Origin of the sequence: Nocardiopsis sp. EMB25 (assembly GCF_026797795.1) — a bacterium.
GTDB classification, from domain to species: Bacteria; Actinomycetota; Actinomycetes; order Streptosporangiales; family Streptosporangiaceae; genus Nocardiopsis; species Nocardiopsis lucentensis.
Genome location: NZ_JAMTDN010000001.1, coordinates 3,488,806 through 3,515,358, shown reverse-complemented (window position 1 = coordinate 3,515,358; position 26,553 = coordinate 3,488,806). Strand labels below are relative to the sequence as shown.

The window sequence follows — 26,553 nt, the reverse complement described above, 5'->3', positions numbered from 1 at the left end:
TGATGTAGGTCACCAGATTTGCCCGCGATGGATTTCGGATACCTCGCCCCATTGGGATCGAAGAACCAGTTCGGACGGTGTTTCACCGTAAACATGCAGGTGCGAAGTTGCTGGTAGGCGCGGGATCGGCGTCGCCGTGTGTCTGTTAGCGTCTCCCGACAATCCCGGCGTCCTGTATGTCCGAATTGATGCTGTTGTACGACCCCGCGAGAGGCATCCCCCATGTGTCGCCCCTTGACCCGAGCGGCGGCGGTCACCACTGCCGCCACGCTGGTGCTGACACTGCTCACGGCAGTGCCAGCCCATGCCCACCCCGAAGAACCCGCCCCTGGAGTGGCTGGAGGCGACCCCACCACCGCTGAAGAGCAGGACGCCCTGGCTCTTGCCGAGCAGACCGGGGAGCGGGTGGAGATCGAGGGGCTCACTGACGAGAAGACCCAGCACTTCGCCAACCCCGACGGCACGCTGACCATGGAGACCCACGCGGTCCCGGTCCGTGTCCGCTCCGACGAAGGCTGGGTGGACGTCGACACCACGCTGGTCACAGCAGAGGACGGCATGGTCCGCCCGCGCGCAGCGGGGACGGACATCGCCTTCTCCGGCGGCGGGGACACATCGATGGCACGGATCGGTGTGGGCTCCAATAGCGTCGAGCTCGACTGGATCGACGACCTACCCACTCCTACCCTGGAGGGGAACCAGGCCACCTACGCGGACGTGCTGCCCGACGTGGACTTGGTGCTGACCGCCGGGGTCGAGGGATTCACGCAAGTTCTGGTGGTCCACACCCCCGAGGCCGCAGCTGCCCCTGAGCTGGCCGAACTTCAGCTGGCGTTGGGCACGAACGGCGTCACGGTCACCGTCGACGACCACGGCAACCTGGAGGCCACCGGTGACGAGGGCGGCCGCAGCGTCTTCGCCATCCAGGCCCCCTCCATGTGGGACTCCACGGGAGCCGATGAGGCCGCCCCGGCCGAGGACCCGGCCGTCGCACCGCTGTCCGGCTCTCTCATAGAGCCGGTGGAGACCACCGTCGACGTGGATGCCATCCGTCTGGTCCCGGACCAGCAGATGCTCACCGACGAGGCCACCGAGTACCCCGTCTACATCGACCCGTCGGTCAGCGCGTCCCGCCCCAACTGGGCCTACGTGGACAAGGCCTTTCCGAACCAGGAGTACTTCAACCCCAGCGTCGAGTCCGTCGGTGTGGGCCGCATCGAATGGGACCGCGTCTACACCCGCCGGGCGCTGTTCCAGTTCACCACCATGGGCCGTACCGAGCACGAGAACACCATCATCAACTCGGCGACCCTGCGCACCGAGGTCGACTGGGCCTACGACTGCAACAGCGACTCCCACGTCCAGCTCCACCGGGTCGACGCGTTCGACTCCGACACCACGTGGAACAACCAGCCCAGTGCCCGCGACCACCTGGACACCCAGAACGTCACCGGCGGCTGGGCCACCTGCCCCGCCTCCAGCGGCGTGGAGTTCGATGCCACCGACGCCTACCAGTGGGGTCTGGACAACAACAAATCGCACATCTACCTGCGACTGAAGGAACGCGACGAGGCTGGCACCACGGCTTGGCGCAGGTTTAACATCGACACCGACCCGCCGGTCCTGGTCGTCGACTACAACCACCCGCCCGAGCAACCCATCACCTCGACCGTCTCCGACTCCCTGGGCGGGGTGTGCTCCACCGACCCCGCCAACCCCAGGCTGATCAACGACACCACGGTCACGCTGCGGGCCCAGATCCGAGACCGTGACTCCTACTGGGTAGGCCAGCAGGTCAAGGCCCACTTCGAGTGGAAGATCGACGGCGCCGAGACCACGCTCGGTTCAGCCGACTCGACGAGTGCCACGGTGGCCACGTGGCCTGAGGGCAGCTACCGGTCGGTGACCGTCTCCGGTCTGCCCGAGCAGGAACTGATCGCCTACCGCGGACGAGGCCAGGACTCGGTCAACTGGGGTCCGTGGTCGCAGTGGTGCTACCTGTCGGTCGATACCTCCAAGCCTGACACCGGACCCGTGGTGACCTCCACCGACTACCCCGCAGGCGACGACGAACACGGCAGTGTGGGCCGCACCGGTGACTTCACCTTCGCCAACAACGGGGTCGAGGACGCCGCCGCCTACCACTACAGCGTCAACGACGCCTCCTGCTCCACCACCATCGACCTGGACACCCCGGGCGAGGAGGTCACCGTTCCCGTCACGCCGCACCGGTCCGGCCCGAACCTGATCCACGCCCGGATCACCGACGCGCACGGTAACTCCTCCGAGTGCGGCCTGGTCTACACGTTCACGGTCGCCCCACCTGCGGATCCGGTGTCCTACTTCCCTTTGAACGAGGGACAGGGCACGACCGCGACCGATGTCATGGACCAGGGCCGAACGGCGACGGCGACCGGTTCCGTCGGCTGGACCCGTGGCCGCGTAGGGGAGAACTCCGGTGGTTCCTACCGGCTGGAAGGCACGGCGACGGGCTTGGACGGTGCTTCTGAGGCACTGGCGACTGATGTGCCCGTAGCGGACACCAGCGAGACGTTCTCGGTGTCGGCATGGGTGCGCTTGGACGAACGTCCTTCGGGCAACGCGACCGCAGTGGCTCAGGGCGGTGTGCACCAGTCCGCCTTCCACCTGGGATACCAGGGGTACAGCACCGAGCGGTGGGTGTTCAAGATGGCACCCTCGGACGAGGTGACCCAAGGCGGTGGCACGGGCTGGAACTACGCCTTCTCCACGGATCCGGTCGAACTCGGAGTGTGGACGCATCTGCTGGGGATCTTCGACTCCGCCACCGGTGAGCTGACGCTGTACGTCGACGGGGTCGAGCAGTCCACCGCGGTCAAGGACGATGCCTGGAACGCCGGGTCCGGGCTGACGATTGGCCGGGGAATCTACCAGGGCGTACAGGACTACCACTGGCCTGGTGCGATCGACGACGTGCGCGTGTGGGATCGGGTTGTCACCGACCAGACTTTGGACGAGGAGTCGCGGTCGGAGGCGTGGAGCCTGGCCAACCAACCGGCTGCGTTGGAAGGGCGTTGGCTCCTTGACGAGACCGGTGGCACCGCAGTGGCTGACTCCTCTGACCACGGCCTGGACGGCACCCTGCACGGGGACCCCCAGACCGCGTGGAACCAGGCGTTCAACGACGTCACCTTCACCCCCGGGGTCCGTCTGGACGCGAGCCAGCAGGAGCACATCACCACTGAAGACCCCACGGTGCGTACCGATCGCAGTTACAGCGTGGCCGCGTGGGTGCGTCTGGACGAGGTCGGACACAACGCCACGGCGGTGGCCCAGAACGGCATCGCCCACAGCGGCTTCTACCTCAGCTACCAGTACTCCTACGACTGGGACAACTGGGTGATGAAGGTGCCACCGTCCGACGAGATCGGGGCCTCCGGGTGGCACCGTGCCTTGTCGGATGACGCCCCGGAGTTCGGCCGGTGGACGCACTTGGCCGCCACCTACGACCACACACGGCGGGAGATCACCTTGTATGTCGACGGCATGTCGCAGGGCACGGCGGATGTGCCCGCCGCCTGGCACGCGAACGGACCCACGGTGATCGGTGGCGCCCAGTTCGAGCAGGCGTTCGCCGACGCGTGGTCGGGTGACATCAGTGACGTCCACCTCTACCAGGGCGTACTGACTGAAAGCGACCTCAGCAGCATCATGTGGGGCTTCCTTCCCGCGTCTTGACTCACACGTCCCCCACCCCGTAATCCCTTGACACACGATCTGCCCACCGGACTCCGGTCTGGTGGGCGGGAGGTTCCCCCACGTGTCCGACACGGCTCATTCCGTTAAATCCGCGTCCCGTGTGCCCGCCAGCAGGCGTGTCCGTAAGACGTTCGTCTCCTTCACCGCTCTGGTCACCGTGACGGGTCTGGTCGCGTCACTGCCCGCTTCCGCGATGGCGGTTAACTCCCGGCCCGAGGTCGCCGAGATGGCGTCGGTGCGCGGGCAGGCGGCCGTTCAGGAGGCGATCGCGCAGGACAGCGCTGCGGCTGATGCTTCTGTTCCCGCTTTGGACGAGGCACAGTGGCCTGATCCCGGGACAGCGGCGGTCGACCTGGAACAGCCGGACGCCCGTGCCTTCGCCGCTCCGGCGGAGGACGATGAGGCGGCTATCAGTCTCGGTGCGGTGCACGGACAGGACTTCGAGGAGTGGGACTCCCCCCTCTCGACGGAGGTGAACACGCCGGAGGAGGCGGACCCCCGTGGAGGTACCGCCGAGCGACGCATACCCCAGGAACCGGAAGAGGGCCGAGACGGAACTGACTCGGCTTCCCCGGACCAGGAAGGGGAAGGGATCCCTGAACGGGAGCCCACTCCGAACCCCGATGACCCCACACCCCAGCCTGGACCTGACGGGGCACCGGAACAGCCTGAGGACAACGAGGAATCCGGGGGGACTACCGAGGACGGCGAACCGTCGGATGAGGACTCCGCCCCTGATGCAACTGAGGAGAGTGACACCGCCGACCCTGTCGAGGAAACGGAGCCTCAGCCCGTGACCGGTGTCGAGGTTCAGGTCCTGGACAGGGACGAGACCGCCGCTCTGGGACTGTCGGGTCTGACCTTGAGGCTGACGCGGACCGACGGGGTGGACTCCGCCGGGCCGGTCGAGGTGGAGGTGGACTACGCCGACTTCGCCACCGCTTACGGGGCCAACTACGGCTCCCGCCTGTCCCTGATCGCGTTGACCCCCTGTGAGGAGGGCACCGAGGAGGAGGCGGACTGCCTGGCCTCCCACGAGTTGGACTCGGTCAACGACACCCAGACCCAGACCCTGACCGCCACTGCCCCGGCCACCTCCTCCGGCACCCTGCTGACCGCGGCCGCCACCACGACCACCAGCACGAGTGGTGAGGCCACCGGCGACTACACCGCCACCTCGCTGAGCCCCTCCTCCACCTGGAACGTGGGCACACAAGCCGGCGGGTTCTCCTGGAACTACCCGATGGCCGCCCCGAACGTGGCCGGCGGCCTCAAACCCGAGATCGGCCTGTCCTACTCCTCCCAGTCAGTGGACGGCCGGATCTCCACCACAAACAACCAGACCTCCTGGATCGGGGAAGGGTTCGACTACCACCCCGGCTACATTGAACGCCGCTACGCCACCTGCCAGGACGACGGCACCGAGATCCCCGACCAGTGCTGGTCCCACCACAACGCCACCCTCAACCTGGGCGGCCAGGCCACCGACCTGGTCTACGACGACGGCCAGTGGACCCCGCGCAACGACGACGGCTCCAAGGTCGAACGGCTGACCGGGACCACCAACGGTGACAACGACGGCGAGTACTGGAAGGTCACCACGGCCGACGGCACCCAGTACTTCTTCGGCCTCAACCGCCTGCCCGGCCACACCACCGGTGACGAGGAGACCAACTCCGCCTGGACCGTCCCCGTCTTCGGCAACGACTCCGGCGAACCCTGCTACAACGCCACCCTGGACGACGCCTGGTGCGACCAGGCCTGGCGGTGGAACCTGGACTACGTGGTCGACGCCCAGGGCAACGCGCTGGCCAACTACTACGAGGCCGAGACCAACAACTACGGCCGCAACTTCTCCTCGGATCCGGTCGACTACGACCGCGGCGGTTACCTGGTGCGCACCGACTACGGGTTGCGCGAGGACGCCCCGCACGCCACCGCTCCCGCCCGGGTGACCTACACCGTGTCCGAGCGGTGCCTGTCGGACGAGAACTTCGACTGCGCGGTCGCCGACCGCAGCGAGGACAACGCTGAGCACTGGCCCGACACCCCCCTCGACCAGGAGTGCGGCACCGACTGCGCGGGCCAGCATTCGCCGACCTTCTGGACCACCAAGAGGCTCGACCAGATCACCACTCAGGTCCACGACGGCACCGACTACACCACCGTCGACACCTGGAAGTTCGAGCACAAGTTCCCCGACCCGGGGGACGGCACCGACCCGGCCCTGTGGCTGGACTCGATCACCCACACCGGCCACGTCGGCGGCACCGAGTCCTACCCCGCCATCACCTTCGCCGGGACACCGATGCCCAACCGCATCGACTCCACCACCGACGGTCTGGCGCCGATGAACAAGTGGCGGATCACCAGTATCTACACCGAGACCGGTGGGCAGGTGAATGTCAACTACGCCACCCCCGACTGCACCGCGGGCAGCACCCCTGAACCGCACGCCAACACCAGCACCTGCTTCCCCGTGATCCGCACCCACCAAGCGGGTGCGGAGGAGATCACCGACTGGTTCGCCAAGTACACCGTGCAGCAGCTGGTCGAGGTCGACCTGGTCGGCGGGCAGCCGGACCAGGTCACCACCTACGACTACGTCGGCGCCCCCGCTTGGCGGTACATGGACGACGACGGGTTCGTCGACCAGGACAAGCGCACCTGGTCGCAGTGGCGCGGCTACGACCGGGTGATCGTGCGCACCGGCCACCCGGACGAGGTCCAGACCGAGACCGAGCACCTGTTCTACCAGGGCATGGACGGCGACCACCTCCCCGACGGCACCCGCTCGGCCCAGGTCACCGACTCCACCGGCACCAGCGTGGCCGACGACCCTGTCTTCAACGGACAGACCCGCGAAACCATCGTCCGCAACGGCGTGGGCGGGGACGTGGTCTCCAAGACCATCACCACCCCGTGGAAGGACCAGACGGCGACCAGCTCCCACACCTGGGACGAGCGCGGCGCTCACATGGTCAACACCGAACGGATCGACACCTACACCGCTCTAGCTGACGGGTCGTTCCGTCAGACCAGCACGGTCAACACCTTCGACGCCTACGGGATGATCACCCAGGTCCACGACCAAGGGGACGTGGCTGACCCCGACGATGACCGGTGCACCAACACCACCTACGCCCGCAACACCAGCGCGCACCTGCTGTCCCTGGTTGCCCAGACCCGCACCGTGGCCGCTGACTGCGAGGCGACGGCGTCGGTGGACGATGTCATCACTCACACCCGCACCCTCTACGATGGCGGCGCGTTCGGCGACACCCCCACCCAGGGACGCCCCACCCAGACCCAGCGGGTGGCCGACTACGACGGCACCACACCGGTCTTCCAGACCGTGACCGCCACCGAGTTCGACGACTACGGCCGGGCCGTCTCGGTCACCGACGCCGAGAACAACACCACCACGACCGACTACACTGCCGCCCTGGCCGGTGGCCACGACACCAAGGTGGAGACCACCAACCCCCTGGGCCATGTCACGGTCGAGGAATACGACGCCCGTTCGCAGGTGATCGCCGAAACCGACGCCGACGGCAACACCACCGAACTGGCCTACGACCCCCTCGGCAGGCTGACCGACGTCTGGCTCGCCGACCGCAAACGCGAGCTCGGGTTCACTCCGTCCCTGCGGTTCGAGTACCAGGTTGCCAAGGACACTCCGACCACGGTGACCACCCACGCCCTCAACGCCGACGGCGACTACACCACCAGCTACAAGATCCTGGACGGGTTCCTGCGCCAGCGCCAGACCCAGGCCCCGGCCCCCGGCGGCGGACGCGTGGTCACCGATACCTTCTATGACTCGCGCGGCAACACCGTCACCGAACGCGACCCCTACTACAACGCCGAGGTCCCTAGCAGCGCACTGTTCATTGTGGCCAACGCCGACGAGATCCCCCGCTGGACCCGCACCGTCTACGACGGTGCCGACCGGGCCACCGACACCATCCACATGTCCCGAGGCGTGGAGCAGTGGCGCACCAGCGTCGAGCACCAGGGAGATCGCACCCTGACCACGGCCCCCGAGGGCGGCACGGGCACGACCTCGATCACTGACGCCCGAGGCCAGGTCGTGGAGGTACGCAAACACAACAGTGAGCAGCCCACTGGCGAGTACGACACGACCAGCTACACCCACACCGCGCGTGGTGAGTTGGAGACGGTCACCGACCCGGGCGGCAACACCTGGACCTACACCTACGACCTGCTGGGCCGCAAGATCACCGAGGACGACCCGGACACCGGCGTGACCACCATGGTCTACGACGACCTCGACCGCGTGGTGGAAACCACTGACGCCCGCGGCCAGGTGCTGCACACCACCTACGACGCGCTGGGACGCACCACACACCTGCGTGAGGACTCCGCCACCGGCCCCCTGCGCGCCTCGTGGACCTACGACACCCTCATGAAGGGCAAGCTGGCCACCGCCACCCGACACCACGACGGCCAGGCCTACACCACCCGGATCGTGGGCTACGACGACGTGGGGCGCGAACGCGCCCGGTATGTGGACATCCCCAGTTCGGAGGAGGAGTTGGCGGGTTCGTACCTGTTCCGCACCATGTACTACCCAGACGGCAGCGTCCGGTCGGTCGCTCTGCCCCCGACCGGGGGCCTGCCGGGTGAGGCCGTGGTGTACGACTACGACGAGTTGGGCAACCCCACCACCCTGTCGGCGGGCGAGGACATCGTCACCGACACGCTCTACTCCAAGGTCGGCGACCTAGTCCAGCGCGAGTTCTACCGCGGTGTGCTGGGCTCGGATCGCACCTGGCAGACGTTCGACTTCGATGAGAAGACCGACCGGCTGTCCATGGCCAGCGTCGTCCACCAGGCTGGTGAGGGGTCGCTGTCCACCAAGACCTACGGCTACGACGACACCGGCAACCTGCTGCGGATCAACGACGAACCCACCAGCGCCGAGCAGTCCAACGACGTGCAGTGCTTCGACTATGACCACCTGCGCCGCCTGACCCAGGCCTGGACCCCCAACGCGACCGGTGAGTTGGCCTGCGACACAGTTCCCGACGTGCAGAACCTGGGCGGGGCCTCCCCGTACTGGCACGCCTACACCTACGACGCCACCGGCAACCGCGTCGAGGAGACCCAGTACAACCTGGGTGGGAACACCACACGCTCCTACTCGGCGCTCGAGCAGGGGCCGGCGCACGCCGTGGCCCAGGTCGACCAGGACAGCGCGGGCAACCTCTCCACCCACACCTACGACTACGACGCGGCCGGCAACATGACCAGCCGAGTCACCGCAGAGCGCAACCAGACCCTGGAGTGGGACGCCGAAGGTGAACTCGCCGCAGTCTCCGACGGGTTGAACTCGACCGAGTACGTCTACGACGCCGACGGCGAACGGCTGCTGCGCAGGGCGAACGGTGCCACCACCCTGTACCTTCCGGGTATGGAGGTGACCTGGGACCCGTCCGCGGGAACCGAGGAGGCCACCCGCTACTACGAGCACGCGGGCCAGACCGTCGCGGTCCGGCAGGACGACGGGAGCCTGCACTGGGTGTTCTCCGACCACCACGGCACCGGCGAGATCACGGTGGACGCCGTGTGGGGTGAGGTCGCTCAGCGGCGTATGACCGCCTTCGGCCAGGCCCGGGGAAGTGAGGGCTCCTGGCCGGGTGAGCGCGGGTTCGTGGACGGCACCATGGACGCCTCCACGGGGCTGACTCAGCTGGGAGCACGCGCTTATGACGCGGCTCTGGGGCGGTTCATCTCGGTGGACCCGTTGATGAATCTGGTCGATGCCCAGACGATGAACGGGTATGCCTACGCCAACAACAGTCCGGCCACCTACTGGGACGGGACAGGGCTGTCGGCCTGCACCTTGGCTGACGGTATTTGTTTCAATTACAACAGTGGTAACTGGACGAATGTGTACAAGAAAAAGCAGTCTGGTGCAACTGTTACCATGACCTGGAAGTACTCCAAGGGGGGAGGCTGGAGAGTGACTGCTGGCCAGAGTTATATTCTCGGGCCGGGAAATAATTACAACTCTTCACGCTACAACCCCAACACTGGAAGTTGGAGTAGGTATCGTAATGTCAATAAGCCAATTCCTCAGCCGCGGTATGAGAATCACGAAATCAGCGCCCCGGAAAGGGCTCTGAATGAGGCGTCAAGCCTCTTGGAGTCAACTTTTGACCATGCTGTATATGGCGGATCCTACTGTGCCGTCGTTTGCGTTGGAGCAGAATTCCAGGATGGGGTTATCTCTACGTCGGTCGGAGGATTCGGGGTCGGTGTCGGAACATATGGCGGTTACGCGCATTTGGACCCGAGGGAAGCGGGACCTTTGACTCTGGCAGCGTGTGCCTCCTACTACGTCGGCGCCTGTGTCGGGGGGCAGACTGTGAGAGAACGAGGAATCAACCATGTGCGAGGTGGAAGAGTGACGCTTGAGGCTGGATTTGGATTCCAGGTTGGGGCAGATTGGAGTGCGGGTGGGCTTGATCTGACAAGGATTCCTGATCTTTGGGGAACTGTCGTTGAGGGCAGGCGTCCCTCCGGGGATCTTGAGGGTTTCGTTATCCCCAGTTTTTTCCCTGGCCAATACGGCAAGTAGGAGTTATTTCCAGTGCTAGTGTATCTACTGTTGTCGCTCGTACTTATGACTATGGGCATCCTTTTGATTTTGGCCGGTCGAGGCAACTATAAGAATTGGGATCATATTCAAAGATCATCCCTTTCGCCATCTTCCTTTATGTTGAAGGGGTGGGAAAAATCCCGCGGCGGTTCTATCGATTCCGCAAACAGGATGCTGTCTTCTCTCTTTTGGGGAGGGTTGGGGGTGGCGTTGTTCCTGGCTGGAGCTTTTCTTCTTTCTGGGGTAATTTATCGGCTCGTTGTCTTTGGGTGGTTCTAGTGTCCTGAGTTGTAAGTGCCTTTGCCACTAGTAGTATCGGTGGATGCCGTCTCACGAACCACTGCTGCTGGAGCTGCCTGACACCGACCGTCGTGTGCTGCTGGGATGGACCAGACAGACCACCACGCCGTAGGCCTTGGCGTTGTGGGTACGGGTCGTGCTGACGTGCGCCGAGGGCGGCACTAACACGCATATCGCCCGCGACCTGGGCGTTAGTACCGAGACGGTCTACGCCTGGCCCGACGGCCTGGCGGCATGCGCTCCGCGTGCCGCTCATGACGCGGAACTGATCGCCCGGATCAAGGCAATCCACGACGCTGTTCTAGCCTATGGGGAGCTGAGGATCACCGTTGAGCTGCGTGAGCAGGGCTATGAGGTCAACCACAAGCGGTTGGCCCACCTGATGCGGGTGGCAGAAATTGTTGGCCTGCATCTGCGCAAGAAGGTGCACGCCGTCTTGTCCGACCTGCGGGAGCGGGACTTCACCGCCAGCGAGCTGGGGCTTCGGAGTGTGTCAAGTCGAATCGGACAGGGGTGAGCGATCCTCAGGCCGCTTCGCGCAGGTCAGAGCCCTGACGCGCCGCGGGTGCGGTCTCCGCCTCGTCTGGCTGGTTGATCCATGCGGCCTCGGGAAGCCCGGGCAGCGCAGGTCGGCGGGTGAACCGCTGCGGGTTGGCCGCGCGGAACGCCTCGATCGCCTCGGCCCGCTTGTGCTGGATCGCGTGCGCAGTCCCGATGTGGACGGTGAAGGGCGTGTGCAGATCGACCCCGGAATGGTAGTGCTCGTGGTTGTAGTACTCGAAGAAGGAACGGCAGAACCGTCGGACGTCCTGGAACGATCCGAACCGCCCGGGGAACACCGGGCAATACTTCAATGTTTTGAAGGCCGCCTCGCTGTAGGGGTTGTCGTTGCTGGTCTTCGGCCTCGAGTGCGACTTGGCGATGCCGAGCATGGACAGCAGTTCGGCCAACGGCAGGGAGGTCATCGCAGTCCCCCTGTCGGAATGGATCGTTTCGGCTGCGATCCCCCCGTTGGCGCGGATACAGTTCTCCACGAACTCCCGGGCCATCCGCCCGGATTCGCTGGTATGGACCTCCCAGTGCACCACGTAGCGCGAATAGATATCGATCATGACGTACAGGTCGAAGAACTTTCCCGGTCCGGGGCCGCGCAGTTTCGTGATGTCCCAGCTCCAGACCTGGTTCGGGGCATGGGCCACCAGGTGGGGCTTGGTCTTGGGCGGGTGAGTGGCCTGGGCGCGCCGCTCCCGGCTCTGGCCGCGTTCGCGCAGTAGGCGGTACATCGTGGAGATCGAGCACAGGTAGGTGCCCTCGTCCAGCAGGGCCGCCCACACCTGCCGGGGAGCCTTGTCCCGGAACCTGGCGCTGTTGAGGACCTCGATGATGTGTTCGCGTTCTTCGGTCTCCAGCCGGTTCGGGGGAGGCGTCCTGACGGGTTCTTCCGGGGCGGTTTGTTTCCGGTTCCGGTTGCGGTAGTGGGTCGAGCGGTTGATACCCGACGGGCGGCAGGACTCCTTGATTCCTGTATGCGGTTCGAGTTGGGTCCGTGTGTCCTCGCGGATCTCGGTTACGAGTTCTCCGAGTCCGCGCTCTCGGATACGATCTCCAAGAGCGCGTGTGCTTTTCCCAGGATTTCCATGGCTGCTTCGGTCCAGGGTTGTTTCATTCTTGGTGAGCGGTGATGTTCGCGCTGGTCACGGGAGCCCGATCACGTCCAGCGGGCGGGTGAACGCCTCATACGACACCCACCGGATCGCGTCGGGCACCGTGTCCTGACCCAATCGGCTCAAGAACACCAGGGCGACCGCTCGCAGTACGGCCAGGTTGTCGGGGGCATGACCGGAGCGGACCTTGCAAGCGTCCTCACCCAACGAGACGTCCTTGACGTGATGCCAGGCCTCGATGCCCCAATGCCCGCGCACCAACGCGCCGATCCGGGCCGCGTCCGCCCGCCCGACCTCAAGCGAGGTCACCGCATACGCCACGGTCCACGACACCTTCCCCGTACGCAGCTCGGTGACGTGGCGGCGCACCCGTACCGCCTGGACCGCGTGCGCAAAGTCCGTCCGGCCCGCGAGGTCGATGGCCTTGATGGTTCGGGTCTCGGCCCGTCCGTGGCCGCGGGCCCGGGTGGTGCCCAACGTGGGGGCCTGAGCCCAGGGCAGCGCTTTGACCTGCTCGAACAGGGCCTTCTGGTTGCGTTTGACGCCCAACACGTAGTCGGCGTGCAACTCCTCGACCAGATGGATGGCGGTGTCGATCTGGGTGTGCAGGGCGTCAGCGGTGACCACCACGCCGGTCAGGTCCACGCCCGCCAGCAGGTGGGCGAGGGCGTCGATCTCGCTGGTGCCCGTCGGCACCCGTACCTGGGCGGCCAGGTGCCGGTCGGGGGTCAGGGCGGCGAGCAGATGCACCGCCGGGGCGGTGGAGGTGGCTGATCCGCGCAGGGTCTTACCGTCCACAGCCACGACCTGAAGGGCCTCGGGCCCGGTCAGCGCGGTCAGGGCATCAGGGGCCAGGGCGAGCAGGACGCGGCGGATGGTTGCCGGGGACGGGGCGGTGCGCGCTCCCAGGGCGGGGCAGGGTGTGTTGGGGTGCGGCGTCGGCCCACTGGCCGATCGCCCGCAGGTGGCGGGCTCCGGCGAGCATCGCGCACAGAGCGCAGAGCAGGACGCTGGCCAGGCTGTGGCGGCGGCCCCGCGGCGAGCGGGGATCGGCCAGAGCGGCGAGCTTGTCGGCAAGGCCGACGGGGGCGGTGGCGGGCATGGCAGACTGGGAGCGCAACGGAGTCCCTTGGAAGTCAGAGATGTGAGAGTCCCTGATCTTCTAGCGGGCTCCGTTGCTCGTTGGTGGGGCTTCGACCGGACCGCTACAAGGCTGTGATCAGCGCTGATGGCTCACGATCCCGACTTTGAAACAGCCCTGGGTTGAGCCGGGAGGTTCAGGCTCTAGTGTGCACTGGGATCGCCTCCCGTCACTCCCGTGAACCGACGAGCCGTCGCTCGTGATTCCTGCGTCGTGCTGACCACGGGCACCTATGCCGCCGTTCTCTGAGGTGGGCAGACAGGCGGCGTGGCTGATCCTCTGCGACTCCAACCAGGTGATGGGGAAGCTCAGGAGGCCACGCCGACTGTAGGAGACTTGGTCTACATGGCACTGCCAGAGGATCGTCTTGGCTAAGGCGTAACCGAAGACTCGATTTGACCTGGTCGGGTTCGACTCTGCGTCCAGCGTGTGAGGGTGGTCTGTCGGAGGGGTGGTGTTGGATGTTGAGCGTGGTTGAGTTCAAGGGTGGTTTTCAGCGACACGCCGGGGTTATCTGCACTACCGGAGGGCTGCTGAAAAATCTGGCTCGGATCGATGAGCCGTACGTGCTGTGGCCAGGGACTTTACCGTCGGGTCTTCATCGCCCCTGCGAGGGGTAGCAACGCGTCCGACGTGGCCCGCGGCCAACCCCCGTTCGACGTCTTCATCGCCCCTGCGAGGGGTAGCAACTGGGAGGAGCACCAGAAGATCAACCGCCCCTCGAAGGTCTTCATCGCCCCTGCGAGGGGTAGCAACTGGATCAGGTCCGCGAGCACGGACGCGGCTTTGGCCGTCTTCATCGCCCCTGCGAGGGGTAGCAACCGCTCCTCCTTCAGCATCCGCCCGAACTTCAAGCGAGTCTTCATCGCCCCTGCGAGGGGTAGCAACTGGTGGCACCGCACCCGCGGCACGCCTCCGGGAAGCGTCTTCATCGCCCCTGCGAGGGGTAGCAACACCTGTCCCCGGGCTACAAGGCCATGATCTACCAGTCTTCATCGCCCCTGCGAGGGGTAGCAACTAGGCCATCCACTCACCGAGGGTCGCGCCGTAGACGGTCTTCATCGCCCCTGCGAGGGGTAGCAACGAGTTGGAGACGCGGGTGCGGGCCCGGTACACGGTGTCTTCATCGCCCCTGCGAGGGGTAGCAACGATGAGTGCGGCGACGCACACGTTGGGTTGTGGGACGTCTTCATCGCCCCTGCGAGGGGTAGCAACGCTGGACGTGCACCCGCCAGGTGGAGGTGTCCTGTGGTCTTCATCGCCCCTGCGAGGGGTAGCAACGTGCAGTAGGCCCAGCCGGGGGTCTCACCGGAGATGGTCTTCATCGCCCCTGCGAGGGGTAGCAACTGAGCCGACTGGTCGGCTACAGCACCGCCCGCACCGGCCTTCATCGCCCCTACGAGGGGCAGCAACACGTCGGGTGTGTCCCCAGCCGGGCGGCCGGGGCGGGCCTTCATTGCCCCTGCGAGGGATAGCAACTGGACACGGGGGCCGCGTCTACGTGGGAGAATACGAGCCTCCATCGCCCCACTGAGGGGTAACAACGACCTCATCAGCTCCATCGCCACCATCGGGGCCCTGGTCTCATAGACACTACGAGGGGTGACAACGGGGACACGGGGTCGGTGCGCCGCGATCCCTCCACAGTCCACATCTCCCCTACGAGGAGTAGCAACAAATTCGGCTCCGTCACCAGCGTCGACGCGGTCGGTCCTGATCGTCCCTAGGAGGGGTAGCAACACGAACATGCCGCACCATACGTCGGTCCACATGCCTGTCCTCATCGCCCCCCACGAGGGGTAACAACGGCCATTCGCGTTCGTCACGGTCTCCGCGCCACGGTCCTTCATCGTCCCTACGAGGGGCAGCAACACCACGATCAGCAGCCGCCGCGAGCTGGTGATCGTCGCCTTCGTCGCCCCTGCGAGGGGTAGCAACCCCTGCAACGGGTCCACCAGCCGCAGAGGTGCGCCCTCATCGTCCCTGCGAGGGGTAGCAACGCGTCCAGGGCGCGGCGCAGCGCGGGGGCGTCATGCCTTCATCGCCACTACGAGGGGTAGCAACAACTTCTCAGCAGGGACGTGCACTAATGCCCACCCGCCTTCATCGCCCCTGCGAGGGGTAGCAACATCCGGCCACCGGGGCGGACGGTGACCGTGCCCCGGGTCTTCATCGCCCCTGCGAGGGGTAGCAACCGGACTGATCACCCAGGCCCCCCACGGCCCCGAGCGCCTTCATCGCCCCTGCGAGGGGTAGCAACCGCCACAGCGCACCCTCCACCCGCTTGGCGTCGATGGCCTTCATCGCCTCTGCGAGGGGTAGCAACACCATCAGCACGCTGGAGCGGATCCGCGCCCGCGGCCTTCATCGCCCCTGCGAGAGGGGTAGCAACCCGACGCAATGGGGGTGGCCCCGTGAGCCTGCCCGCCTTCATCGCCCCTGCGAGGGGCAGCAACATGATCGACTGGATGATCGCCTGGTACAGGGCCTGTCCTCATGGCCCCTGCGAGGGGTAGTAACTGCCTGTCGTGATAGTCGCGTCCGTGCTCGTGCCGTGCCTTCGTTGCCTCTCTGCTGGGTTCTCTTGCAAGAAATGCGCCAAAATGGGGCATTTTGGATAATGCGGCTGGCTTATATCAGATTCGTGATTGTCGTGTGTGGGGTTTGGTGTTATTGGCCTGATGCGGTCACTTCACTGGCTCAGTCTCCTTCTTGTCGTTGGTGCTCTCTAACGTGATTGCTCGATTCCCCAACGAGTACGAGGAGGTGACCCTTGCGTCTGCGATTGACAGTCCGCACTACTGCGAAGTCTCTGAACTGGGAGAACGTGCTGCGCCCGGGTCGCGGCCTGATCTATGACCTGCTTGCCCGAGGAGCGCCGCAACTCGGAGAGAGGCTCCACGAGCACGGGTGGGGCCAGACCGGTATGACGCCGTTCGGCCACAGCGCCCCGGTGTTCCCCTCTGCGCGCCGCCATCGCGGCACCTACGCAGTGGGCGGGACCGGTGTGCTGGAGATCGGCAGCCCGTTGCCGGAGGTCGTTGAGGGCCTGGCCAAGGGCTTGGCCGGCCAGTCGGTGTTGGACTGGGGAGGTACGGCCTTCCGCGTGGAGACCGTCGATGTTCTCCCGCCCCCGGACTTCGTATCGGGAACAGTACTGCTGAGGACCTCGACTCCGGTCGTGATGAAGGGGTCGGGTCAGGACGAGCATGGGCGACGCGCGACCCGTCAGGCGTGGGTGTTGCCGACCGAACCGGAGTTTCCTACCTACTTCGAAGCGAATCTACGCCGTAAAGCCGCAACTGTAGGGGTTGATCCCGATGTGACGGTCCAGGCGATCACCTGGGTCGGCCCCAAACGCAGCTTCTCTGTAGGCCAGGGCTACAAACCGGGCGCCGCTGTGGAGGCGGAGCTTCGTGGGGCCCCGGAGACGCTGCGCAGCATCTGGAGTTGGGGGCTGGGTCAGGCGAACGCGGCCGGGTTCGGATGGGTGATCGCGTGAGCACCACGACCACCGCGCTCGGAGTGCGGCTCACCGCCCACCCCCTGCAGCGAGTCGGCGCGTTCGCCTTGGCCGTTCTCGCTCACCCCAAGAAGGTCCCTCTGCGGAAAGTCGTGCACCCGCGCGAGTTGACCGAGCAGGACCTACGTGCGGCTAACGCGCACATGACTGCGGACCTGGAACGCACGACCTCCATCACTGATGCCAAGGGTCCGCACGGGTTCTGGCTGGGGGTCAGCTACCTGCTGTGGCCCAACTGCCCGATCAACACCACCAACCGCAAATCCCTCCTCGGCGACCAGCTGAAGGACAAGCTTCACCAGTGGCGGAACCTCCCCGAGGTCGAACCCCAGGTCGGGGCACGATGCGTGCTGTGCGACCACCCGGCGTGCGGGTTCTACGGCAAGGTCGACATCCCCTTGCTGGAGCGAGCCTCGGACCGCAACACCACCATTCCCTCCCATGAGGGCATGGCGCTGTGTCGGGGTTGCCTGCTGAGCTTCTACGCCCTGCCCTACGGGTGCGCGATCGGCGGAGGTCGCGCCACAGCCCTGCACACCTGGGACGACGACCTGCTCCGGGCGACCACCAAGTTCCAGGTCGACCAGACCCGCCGACACGCCATCACCGGCTCCCCCGCCGGGGAGCGCCCCTCCTACGCCCGCCAGCTCGCCGGGCTCAAACGGCTGCGCGGCTACGACGAGACCGTGACCGACGGGGTGGAGCTGTTGGTGTTCACCAACAGCAACAAGGAGCAGGACCTGGCCGTCCACCACATGGACCAGCCCCTGGCCGAGTGGATCCGGTCCCTGCCCCGCCACGAGCTACGCCTGCTGGGGCGCAGCCACCGGTGGGAGAAGGTCCCGGGCCGGTCGATGCTGGCGCGCAACCTCTTCGACCTTCCCGATCGGGTGATCCCTACCGTCTCCCACTTTCTGCGCGAACGCGCTCTGGGCCAGGACGGGATCTCCGCCCATACCCCCGTTCTGTCCGCGACATGTTCCTCCTACGCCACGAAGGTGCTGCAGGTGTCCACCACCAACCTGGACCAGATCGACCAGCTCGCCCGACGTATCGCCCACGTCCTCAACACGGAGGACAACACGAAGTTCAAACAGTTCCTGCAAGCCCGCCGCAAGCTCGCCACCCTGAAGACCTGGCTGCGGAACCAGTCGATCGACCGTACGCTGCGCACCACCGAGCCCGACCCGTTCATCACCGAACGCCAGTGGCGGCTGCTGTTCGACGACGGCGACCAGGTCTTCCTCCACCGCGACCTGCTGTTCATCGGTGTGCTCAACCACCTGCACGACCTCAATCCGTCCTGGCGGGGCACCGACCACGACGACACCACTGACGACGACCAGATCACCGGCGACGACCTGGAAGCGGAGAACGAGTAGATGACCTTCCTCGTGGGCAAGATCGCCCTGGACATCACCGCGGGCGCCCCCAACAACGGGCGCGGCGAGGACAACACGGCCAAGGTCAAGTCGCTGACCACCGGCCGCGGCGAGCGTGTCCCCTACACCTCCGCCCAAGCGTTCCGCCGCTGGCTGCGCGACTCCCTCCCGGCCAACGAGCAGCGCTCGCCCGTCACCAAGGAGGGCAAGGGCAAGAAACAGCAGGCCTACACGGCCGGCCGCCCGGACCTGTACCTGGACGATGACCTGTTCGGGTACATGGTCGCGATCAAGAAGGAGAGCTACCAGCGCGACACCGTCCTGGCCACCGGAACCCTGGTCTCGCTCGCCTCCCGCCGCATCACCACCGACTTCGGCACCATGAGCCGTGGCTTCAAAGCTGGTGAGGACCCGGTCATCCACGAACACGAGCACTACACCACCGAACTCGCCGGTGATGTGCTCCTGGACCTGCCCAGGGCGGGCACCTTCGAACAGAACGGCGGAGGGCTGCGCCGCGCCCTGGCCCCGGCCGCCGCAACCGAAGCTACTCAGGCCGGAGCCACCGAGCAGCTCCTGCGCGGAATCGACTGCCTGCAGTTGCCGATCGCCGAACGCCGACGCCGGGTCGCGGTGCTGCTGCGCACCCTGGCCAGGGTGCAGGGCGGCGCCAGCCGGGCCCTGCACTACGGCGACCGCGCCCCCTCGTTGATCTTGCTCGCCCCCCTCAAGGGCGGTAACAACCCCTTCACCCGTGTTCTGGGCCTGCGCAACGGCACGGCGGTCTTCGACACCGACGTTTTCGTCGAGGAGAAGGCCGCTTGGGCCGAGGAACTGGACGGCCCGATCCTTGTGGGGTGGGCGCCCGGGTTCCTGGGGGACCAGCGCGAACAGGTGCGCCGTGACCTGGCCGAGGACATCGCCGCGGGCAGCGTGGTGATCGACCACCCCCGCACCGTCATGGACACCCTGGCCAAGGAGATCGAGGCCGGACAGCGCGACGCCTGGTTCGAGGACCCCACCGCATGACCGACGCCCTGGAGATCATCATCACCGCGCCGGTGGCCTCGTTTCGCAACCCCCTCTACTCGGGGGTCCAGGTCACCCTGCCCTGCCCGCCCCCCTCCACCGTCACCGGTCTGCTCGCGGCGGCGGTGGGCGGGTGGGAGCACCTGCCCACCGACACCCGGGTGGCCATGGCCTTCACTGCCCGCGGCAGGGGGGTGGACCTGGAGACCTACCACCCCTTGGACGCTGAGGGAAAGAAGCGGGACGCCACCCCCAAGGACCACGAGTTCCTCGCCAATGTGACCCTCACTTTGTGGGTGCTCGACGACTTGGACGTGTGGGAGAGGGCGGTCCGCCGCCCGGTGTGGCCGCTGCGGTTGGGCCGTAGCCAGGACTTGGCCTCGGCCCGGGCCCGTCGCATCACCGTGGAGGAGGGCCCCGGACACCAGGGCCATGCCCTGCTCCCGGTTGAGGTGTCGACGTCGGGCATGCAGCTGCGCATGCCACACGCCATCAGCACCGACCGGTCCCGCATCCAGTGGGGCACCTACCGGTACGCCCCTGCGGGCAGCCCCGCCCAGGTCGACAGCCAGCTGCGCACCCGAGACGGCCAAGCCGTCGTGCCCCTGGCCGGTCTGCACCCCCATGCCGCCCACCCGTCTCCTGTGGAGCTGCCCCACATCTGGGCCAAAAGCCCCCAGCGTGGTGAAAAGCAGGGGGAGGCGCTGACCACCCACCTGGACGCCACCACCCGAGCCCTGAAGGTGCTGCGCACCCGTATCGGCGACCTACCCGAAGTGCCGGACCGGTTCTGGGAGTGGGCGCGCCTGGCGTGCTTGTTCCACGACGCCGGCAAGGTTCCTGAGGGGTTTCAGACGATGGTCGGCAACCCCCCACCCGCGAGACCGTGGGGCCAGCGGCACGAGATCTACTCGCTCGCCTTCATCGACCACGTCCTGGCCCACCTATCTGAGGAGGACCGCACCTGGATCGGCCTCGCCGCTCTCACTCACCACCGACCCCTTGCCGGAGGTGAGGGGTCCATCCGCAGTGAGTACCGGTCCCTGGGCAGCCCGGACGAGGTCTCCGCTACCTTCGGGCCCGTGGACGCCTCCTCGGCCAATGCCCTAGCGCAGTGGCTGGCTCGCCGCGCCGGAGCACCCGACCCGGACCCGGTCGACGAAGCGGTGCTGGCCAAGGCCACCCACCGGTTCCTGGACCACATCCTCAAGGAGTGGTGCGGGGGAGAAAGCCCCACCGACGAGGCCGGGCTGACCGCCGCCCTGCTCCAAGGCGCCATCACCCTGGCCGACCACGTGGCCTCCGCCCACGGCCAACTCCTCACCACTCACCCCCTGACCAGCACCGACTACCCACACCAGTTGCGCACCCAGCTCACCCTCCAAGGACAAGCCACCTACCCCCACCAGGACGCCGCCGAAACCGTCCCCGGCCACGTGATGGTGCGCGCACCCACCGGCCAGGGCAAGACCGAAGCGGCACTGCTGTGGGCCACCACCCAAACCCGAGCCCTCAGCGATGATGCGGGCGCGACACCCCGGCTGTTCTACTCGCTGCCCTACCTGGCCTCCATCAACGCCATGGCCACCCGTTTGGGCGAGGCGTTCGGCCCCGACCAGGTCGGGGTGGTGCACTCACGCGCCGCGAGCTACTACCTGGCCACCGCGGCCTGCGACGATAACGACCACGAGCCTGGGCAGAGCACCAACGAAGACGAGGAACGCCAGCGCCGACAGGCGTCCCGGGCGGTCGCCAAAGCCAACGCCAGCCGCCTGTTCCGCGAACTGGTCCGCGTCACCACCCCCTACCAGCTCCTGCGTGGAGCCCTGGGAGGCACCGCGCACGCCAGCACCCTCATCGACACCGCCAACTCCACGTTCGTCTTCGACGAACTGCACGCCTACGAGCCCGGCCGCCTCGGCATGATCCTGGCCATGATGGGCCAGTGGGAACGCCTCGGCGGCAGGATCGGCATCGTCTCCGCGACCATGCCCCAACAGCTCACCGACGCGATCGGCAACGTCCTCACCCGCGACATCACGACGGTCACACCCCGCAGCGACGACGCCTGGCCGCGCCGCCACCGACTCCACCTGCGCCAAGATCACCTCACCAGCCAGGAGAGCATCGCCGAGATCGAACAATCCCTCACCCAAGGGCACAGCGTCGCGGTGATCGCCAACAATGTCGCCGACGCCTGGCACCTGTACGACCGGCTCGCCCCCACCGCCAGGCTCCTGCACGGTGAGGACGCGGCGCTGCTGCTGCACTCACGCTTCAAGACCGGTGACCGCACCCGCATCGAAAAGCGCATCCACGATCGCTTCCGCTCGGGCAGGAAGCCACGCCAGCCCGGCCTGCTGGTGGCCACCCAGGTGGTGGAGGTGTCCTTGGACGTGGACTTCGACGTCCTGCACACCTCCGCCGCCCCGTTGGAGGCCCTCCTGCAACGGTTCGGCCGCACCAACCGGCTCGGCCAGCTGCCCGCCCTGGCCCCGGTGGTCGTGCACCAGCCCACCTACGCACCCCGCGCTAAGGGCGGGCCGGAGTTCGCCGACAAGGTCTACGACGCCGAACCCACCCGCCTGGCCTGGGAAATCCTCGCCCGCCACGACGGGGCCGCCCTCGATGAGCGCCTGTTCACCGACTGGCTGAACCAGGTGTACGACACCGACTGGGGACACCGCTGGCGGGCCAAGGTCGACGACTCGGTCACCACGTTCACCAACGAGTTCCTGGACTTCCTCACACCCCTCAACGACACCAGCGAACTCTCTGACGCTTTCGATGAGATGTTCGACGGCGTGGACGGCATCCTCACCGAGGACCGTGACGCCTACGAACAAGCGCTCACCGGTCGCATCGAGGGAGAGGAACGGGGCACCGGGCCGCTGCTCGCCTCCCAGTACCTGATCCCGCTCCCGAACTACGCTCGAGGCCTGGGCATGTGGGACCGCACACTCAACGTCCTGCTCATCGACGCCGTCTACAAACCCGATCGCGGTCTGAGAGCCATCCACCCGGCCCACGGCACCACGGCCAATGCCTACCAGCCGGGGGTGCTCCTGTGATTGGTGACCAGGACGTGGGCGGGGTCCACGTCAAGTACCTCTACCACTGCCCACGCCAACTGTGGCTGTACGCACGGGGGTTTCGCCCCGAAGCCACCAACGCCACCGTCCAGCTCGGCGAAGCCGTCCACGACACCTCCTACCGGCGCGCCCACCCCATCGACCTCGGTGCGGCCCGCCTGGACGACCTGGACGGCCAGTTGTGGGTACACGAGATCAAATCCTCCTCCCGCCCCACCCCGGCCGACGAAGCCCAAGTCGTCCACTACTGCTACCGGCTGCGCACCGTCGGAGTGGACACCCAAGGCGGCATCCTGCACTACCCCAAGACCCGCCGCACCCACCGCATGCCCTACCAACCCGACTGGGACGAACGCGCCCGAACAGACATCGCCTCCGTCCGCGACACCGTCGCCCAACCCACCTGCCCACCCCGGCTCTCCCGCACCCGCTGCCGAGGGTGCAGCTACTTCGACTACTGCTGGAGCCAGTGATGCCCTCCGCCGCCCGCACCTACTGGCTCACCTCGGCCTGTCGGATCCGACGCAAGGACCAGTCCCTGCTCATCGAACGCGAACACGGCCAGGACGTGCGCATCCCCATCACCGACGTGCGCGACGTCATCGCCTGCAAACCCGTGGACGTCAACACCTCCGTGGTGAGCCTGCTCAACCAGCACCACATCAACGTCCACCTCCTGAGCTACTACGGCGACTACTCCGGCTCCCTGACCGCCGCCGACACCGCGACCTCCGGTGAGACCGTCATCGCCCAGGTCGCTCTGGCCACCGACACCACCAGGTCCGTGAGTATCGCCCGCGACATCGTGCGCGCCACCGCCTTCAACATCCGCCGCGTCCTGGACCGCGACCTGCTCAAAGCCCCCTACACCGTCCTGAAGGACAAGACCGCAGCAGCCTCCGATGCGGCCTCACTCATGGGGATCGAGGGCAACTTCCGCCGGAGCGCGTGGGAGGTGCTCGACACCAAACTCCCCGACTGGCTGCAGCTACACGGTCGTAGCCGCCGCCCACCCAAGAACGCCGGAAACGCCTTCATCAGCTACGTCAACGGCATCGTCTACGCGCGCACCGTCACCGCGCTGCGCCTGACCCCCTTGCACACCGGGATCGCGTTCTTGCACAGCACCATGGAACGCCAACGCCACTCCCTGGCCCTGGACGTGGCCGAGATGTTCAAACCGTTGTTCGCCGAGCGGCTTCTGGTGCGCATGGCCACCCGCAACCAGCTCAAGGAGCACCACTTCGACGTGGACTCCAACCAGGCCATGCTCACCGACGCGGGCCGCAAGCTGGTCGTGGCCGCGGTGCGTGATGAGTTCGCGACCACGGTCAAACACCGGGAGCTGAACCGGCCGGTGGCCTACGACGAGCTGCTGTACCTGGAGGCGCTGAAGATGACGCGGGCGTGTTTGGAAGGCGATGTCTACAAGCCGTTCCGGATCTGGTGGTGAGAGCCGGTGCATGTTGTGGTGGTCTACGACACCGCGCAGGAACGCAACCCCGCGATCCTGCGCACCTGCCGGTTGTATCTGCACCACGTCCAACGCAGTGTGTTCGAGGGGCAGCTCAGCGATGCTCAGGTCAAGCGGTTCGAGCGGGCGGTCAAGGACGTGATCGACGACGGGCACGACCATGTGCTCGTCTACACGTTCCCGCCGGGGGTGAGCCCGCGGCGGATGTCCTGGGGCATCGCTCGAGCGGAACTGAGCGACATCCTGTGACCAGTGCTGGTGCCGCCCGGGGGGGGGGCGGGTTTTCAGCGACACGCCGGGGTGGCGTGCAGGACCGGAGGGTCGCTGAAAAACACCCCCGGGAACGGCTGCAGGGAGCGGGTGTGGCCTGCGGCTTTACTCTCGGCCTTCATCGCCCCTGCGAGGGGTAGCAACCCGGAACAGGAGCCCACACCCACAAGCACCCCAAGGCCTTCATCGCCCCTGCGAGGGGTAGCAACGGGCCGTCCGTCAACGTGTTCGCGTACGCGGAGATGCCTTCATCGCCCCTGCGAGGGGTAGCAACTCCACGAGGACCGCCGACATGACGGTCAACCCGCCTCCTTCATCGCCCCTGCGAGGGGTAGCAACTATGGCGTTCGGCGGGAACGATGCCACGTGGCAGCCCTTCATCGCCCCTGCGAGGGGTAGCAACATGTACGCCACCGTGACCGTGACCGACCCCGAGCAGCCTTCATCGCCCCTGCGAGGGGTAGCAACCCCGCGCGTCCGGCCAGCTGGCCGCCGACACCGCACTGGCCTTCATCGCCCCTGCGAGGGGTAGCAACCGCTCCTGGTGGCCACCGCGGCTCTGGTCCGGAGCGGCCTTCATCGCCCCTGCGAGGGGTAGCAACCTGTTCGGCGCCGCCTCCGGCAACGGGCAGTCCCGCCTTCATCGCCCCTGCGAGGGGTAGCAACGGGGGCTGCTCGGACCGCTGGCCACCCTGCTCCTGCAGCCTTCATCGCCCCTGCGAGGGGTAGCAACTGGACTACCTGCCGGTGGCGTACTGGCCGCTGGAGGGCCTTCATCGCCCCTGCGAGGGGTAGCAACTCGACCCCGACGGCGTCATGGACCCCGCTGCCCGAGGCCTTCATCGCCCCTGCGAGGGGTAGCAACACATCACCGACGAGGCCACGCTGATCGGAACGCTAGCCTTCATCGCCCCTGCGAGGGGTAGCAACTGCACCCAAGCCATGAGGGGCTCCAATCCATCGAGACTGCCTTCATCGCCCCTGCGAGGGGTAGCAACCCGTCCTGGAGCGGGAACACGATGGGCTCCCCGGGCGCCTTCATCGCCCCTGCGAGGGGTAGCAACAGGATGGGCGTGTCGAAGCCGAGGGCGATGTCCGGGCCTTCATCGCCCCTGCGAGGGGTAGCAACGTCACGCTCACCGAGACCGCCGAAGGCGTGTCCGGGCCTTCATCGCCCCTGCGAGGGGTAGCAACTCGCCCAGCACTACGGGGCGCACGGCCGCAAGGTCGCCTTCATCGCCCCTGCGAGGGGTAGCAACTGTGGGAGGACGACGAGGAGTTCCCCGAGGCGTCCCGCCTTCATCGCCCCTGCGAGGGGTAGCAACAGGTGGTGACCACCTCCACCCGCAACGCGAACAGGCCTTCATCGCCCCTGCGAGGGGTAGCAACCCGGACGGGCGCCCGCACAGGTCGCACGGGTAGTGGGGCCTTCATCGCCCCTGCGAGGGGTAGCAACCAGACCCACGACTTGGGCGACCTCCTCCCAGGAGGCCTTCATCGCCCCTGCGAGGGGTAGCAACACCAAGGCGACGAACGCGTCCGCCCGGCGACCCGAGCCTTCATCGCCCCTGCGAGGGGTAGTAACACGATGCCGCCGAGCGGCTCCACCGTGTGCACGTCGCCTTCATCGCCCCTGCGAGGGGTAGCAACTTGGCGACGTACACGGTGTCGTCCTCGTCTCGGCACGCCTTCATCGCCCCTGCGAGGGGTAGCAACAGGACGCCGCCATGCAGATGGCGCGCTTCGCCAACGCCTTCATCGCCCCTGCGAGGGGTAGCAACTGGGCGTCGTAGACGTGGCCCGCCACCGGGGCCCACGTCCTCATCGCTCCTGCGAGGGGTAGCAACCGACGGCGGCGGTCCCGGACAGGGTGGCGGCCAGGTCCTCATCGCTCCTGCGAGGGGTAGCAACGGGTGTACGGCCTCGAACTGCTTCGGGGCGTCCAAGGCCTTCATCGCCCCTGTGAGGGGTAGCAACAAGATGTGCCCGTATTTCACCAACGAACTGGAGAAAGTCAATTTCCCAATAAAGATTAGTGTCACGGCCCGAGGAGGCGTGGTACAGGGCAGTCGGTGTCCTCACTATTTCAGGTGAGGGGCGTATGTGCTGTCCCACTCGGCATCCACGAGCCGGTCAGTCAACAGGTCCACCAACGCGCGTTCGCTGGGGGAGAGACCGTCCCACCACTCCTGGTCCCGGATGGCCTCGACCGGGTCGTCGAACTCGTCTTCCATGCCAGTGATGTACCCGCCAGCACGAACAATGCGCCGGTGTCCACAAACGAAGTTGAGGTGAGGGCCGTCCCCGGCAAC

General features: G+C 66.5%; 15 protein-coding genes and 2 CRISPR repeat arrays. Of the genes, 10 read left to right on the top strand and 5 right to left on the bottom strand.

Going from position 1 to position 26,553, the window contains the following annotated elements; translation table 11 throughout:
- Window positions 1-222 precede the first annotated feature (222 nt).
- The 3 genes from KIK06_RS15145 (at window position 223) to KIK06_RS15135 (ending at window position 11,183) form a co-directional block, all read left to right on the top strand.
- Window positions 223-3,717, top strand: coding sequence for a LamG-like jellyroll fold domain-containing protein (locus KIK06_RS15145; protein ID WP_268643652.1), 3,495 nt, complete (start codon window positions 223-225; stop codon window positions 3,715-3,717).
- Window positions 3,718-4,531: 814 nt separating this feature from the next.
- The gene (locus KIK06_RS15140) at window positions 4,532-10,345 is read left to right on the top strand and encodes an RHS repeat domain-containing protein (RefSeq protein ID WP_268643651.1); all 5,814 of its coding nucleotides are present in this window, start codon (window positions 4,532-4,534) and stop codon (window positions 10,343-10,345) included.
- Window positions 10,346-10,802: 457 nt separating this feature from the next.
- Window positions 10,803-11,183 (top strand): IS3 family transposase, encoded by a 381-nt coding sequence (locus KIK06_RS15135; protein ID WP_268643650.1) that lies wholly within the window; start codon window positions 10,803-10,805, stop codon window positions 11,181-11,183.
- A gap of 7 nt (window positions 11,184-11,190) precedes the next feature.
- Here KIK06_RS15135 and KIK06_RS15130 read toward each other — a convergent pair whose 3' ends face one another.
- The 4 genes from KIK06_RS15130 to KIK06_RS15115 form a co-directional block, all read right to left on the bottom strand.
- Window positions 11,191-12,228: an IS3 family transposase gene (locus KIK06_RS15130; protein ID WP_268646002.1), complete on the bottom strand. Its 1,038-nt coding sequence runs from the start codon at window positions 12,226-12,228 to the stop codon at window positions 11,191-11,193.
- A gap of 132 nt (window positions 12,229-12,360) precedes the next feature.
- The gene (locus KIK06_RS15125; protein ID WP_268646000.1) at window positions 12,361-13,170 is read right to left on the bottom strand and encodes an ISAs1 family transposase; all 810 of its coding nucleotides are present in this window, start codon (window positions 13,168-13,170) and stop codon (window positions 12,361-12,363) included.
- Between the two features lie 4 nt (window positions 13,171-13,174).
- Complete coding sequence (locus KIK06_RS15120; protein ID WP_268643649.1) at window positions 13,175-13,450, bottom strand: transposase family protein; 276 nt, start codon at window positions 13,448-13,450, stop codon at window positions 13,175-13,177.
- A gap of 615 nt (window positions 13,451-14,065) precedes the next feature.
- Window positions 14,066-15,016: direct repeats of the CRISPR family, unit length 30 nt; unit sequence GTCTTCATCGCCCCTGCGAGGGGTAGCAAC.
- Between the two features lie 624 nt (window positions 15,017-15,640).
- A complete protein-coding gene (locus KIK06_RS15115) occupies window positions 15,641-15,802 on the bottom strand; it encodes a hypothetical protein (protein ID WP_268643647.1) in 162 nt (53 codons plus the stop codon).
- Between the two features lie 442 nt (window positions 15,803-16,244).
- On the opposite strand from KIK06_RS15115, the gene KIK06_RS15110 reads away from it, so the two are divergent.
- The 7 genes from KIK06_RS15110 to cas2 are packed head-to-tail and all read left to right on the top strand — an operon-like array spanning window position 16,245 to window position 24,220.
- The gene (locus KIK06_RS15110) at window positions 16,245-16,973 is read left to right on the top strand and encodes a CRISPR-associated endoribonuclease Cas6 (RefSeq protein ID WP_268643646.1); all 729 of its coding nucleotides are present in this window, start codon (window positions 16,245-16,247) and stop codon (window positions 16,971-16,973) included.
- Window positions 16,970-18,376, top strand: a complete 1,407-nt coding sequence (locus tag KIK06_RS15105; protein ID WP_268643644.1) for a hypothetical protein — start codon at window positions 16,970-16,972, stop codon at window positions 18,374-18,376. Before KIK06_RS15110 ends, KIK06_RS15105 begins: the two co-directional genes overlap by 4 nt.
- Window positions 18,377-19,405, top strand: a complete 1,029-nt coding sequence (gene cas7i / locus KIK06_RS15100) for a type I-B CRISPR-associated protein Cas7/Cst2/DevR (protein WP_268643643.1) — start codon at window positions 18,377-18,379, stop codon at window positions 19,403-19,405. It begins immediately after the preceding gene.
- Window positions 19,402-22,476, top strand: coding sequence for a CRISPR-associated helicase Cas3' (gene cas3, locus KIK06_RS15095; RefSeq protein WP_268643641.1), 3,075 nt, complete (start codon window positions 19,402-19,404; stop codon window positions 22,474-22,476). Before cas7i ends, cas3 begins: the two co-directional genes overlap by 4 nt.
- Window positions 22,473-22,970 (top strand): CRISPR-associated protein Cas4, encoded by a 498-nt coding sequence (locus KIK06_RS15090; protein ID WP_268643640.1) that lies wholly within the window; start codon window positions 22,473-22,475, stop codon window positions 22,968-22,970. Before cas3 ends, KIK06_RS15090 begins: the two co-directional genes overlap by 4 nt.
- Entirely contained in the window at window positions 22,970-23,950 is a 981-nt protein-coding gene (cas1b, locus tag KIK06_RS15085) for a type I-B CRISPR-associated endonuclease Cas1b (RefSeq protein WP_268643639.1), read from the top strand. Before KIK06_RS15090 ends, cas1b begins: the two co-directional genes overlap by 1 nt.
- 6 nt (window positions 23,951-23,956) lie before the next feature.
- On the top strand, window positions 23,957-24,220 hold the full coding sequence (gene cas2 / locus KIK06_RS15080; protein WP_268643638.1) for a CRISPR-associated endonuclease Cas2: 264 nt from the start codon (window positions 23,957-23,959) through the stop codon (window positions 24,218-24,220).
- A gap of 135 nt (window positions 24,221-24,355) precedes the next feature.
- Window positions 24,356-26,218: direct repeats of the CRISPR family, unit length 30 nt; unit sequence GCCTTCATCGCCCCTGCGAGGGGTAGCAAC.
- Window positions 26,219-26,322: 104 nt separating this feature from the next.
- On the opposite strand, the gene KIK06_RS15075 is transcribed toward cas2, so the two are convergent.
- Window positions 26,323-26,475: a hypothetical protein gene (locus KIK06_RS15075; protein ID WP_268643637.1), complete on the bottom strand. Its 153-nt coding sequence runs from the start codon at window positions 26,473-26,475 to the stop codon at window positions 26,323-26,325.
- Window positions 26,476-26,553 lie beyond the last annotated feature (78 nt).